This is a genomic window from Aeromonas sp. ZOR0002, assembly GCF_963866995.1.
GTDB classification, from domain to species: Bacteria; Pseudomonadota; Gammaproteobacteria; order Enterobacterales; family Aeromonadaceae; genus Aeromonas; species Aeromonas caviae.
Window position 1 is genome coordinate 4,708 of the sequence record NZ_CAWMFQ010000225.1, and the last position, 955, is coordinate 5,662.

At 65.0% G+C, this 955-nt stretch carries 2 protein-coding genes; both read left to right on the forward strand.

What is annotated here, in order from left to right; all coding sequences use genetic code 11:
• The coding region (locus AACR77_RS12960) for a LysR substrate-binding domain-containing protein (protein WP_042882010.1) at nt 1-419 on the forward strand (419 nt) is incomplete at its 5' end.
• A gap of 106 nt (nt 420-525) precedes the next feature.
• The coding region (locus tag AACR77_RS12965) for a C40 family peptidase (RefSeq protein WP_042882011.1) at nt 526-955 on the forward strand (430 nt) is incomplete at its 3' end.

Below are 955 nucleotides of genomic sequence, written 5' to 3' on the forward strand. Positions count from 1 at the left end.
AGGATCCCTTCCACATGGTGATGCCCTCCCACATGGCTGCGGGCCTGCACATGCCGTTCGACTACAAGGAGCTGCCCAACCAGAGCATCTTCCTGCTGGAGCGGGAGCACTGCCTGACGGAGCACGCGGTAAGCGCCTGCCGGCTGCGGGACAAGAGCAAGATCAACCCCTTCGCCGCCACCAGTCTGCACACCCTGGTGCAGATGGTGGGGGCCGGTCTTGGCACCACCTTCCTGCCCCAGATGGCCATAGATGCGGGCATCCTCGACAACACGGACCTGGTGGCCATCCCCCTGCCCGGGGAGAAACCCTATCGGGAGATAGGCCTGGTGTGGCGCCCCAGCACCACGCGGGTGCAGACCTTCTACAAGATTGCCGAGCTGCTGACGCCGCTCATTACCCCCAAACCGGCGGGGTGATCCGGTGGCTGCCCCCACAGGCGGCCACTCGTCAATGCCGTTGTCATTCAGGTTCCAGGCAGGATCATCGTCTATGATGAACCCCGTGCCCTATCAAGGAGTTGAGATGTTTCGCACCTTGCTGCTGCCCCTGCTGGCCCTGCTTCTCGCCGCCTGCTCCAGCACGCCGGAGCCTCCCCGTCCCGTGCGCCAGAGCGGCGCATTCGACAACTTCTATCAGCAGTGGCGCGGCGTGCCCTATCGCATGGGCGGTACCAGCCGCGCCGGTCTCGACTGCTCCGCCTTCACCCAGCTCGCCTACAGCCAGGTGCTGGGCTTCACCCTGCCCCGCACCACGGAATCCCAGGCGAGCCTCGGACGCCCGGTGGACAGATACCGTCTCCAGCACGGGGACCTGGTCTTCTTCAAGACCGGCTGGCAGCAGTACCACGTCGGGGTCTACACCGGGGCAGGTGAGTTCATCCACGCCTCCACCAGCAAGGGCGTGATCCGCTCTCGCCTCGACAACGTCTACTGGAACAGCCGCTACTGGCAGG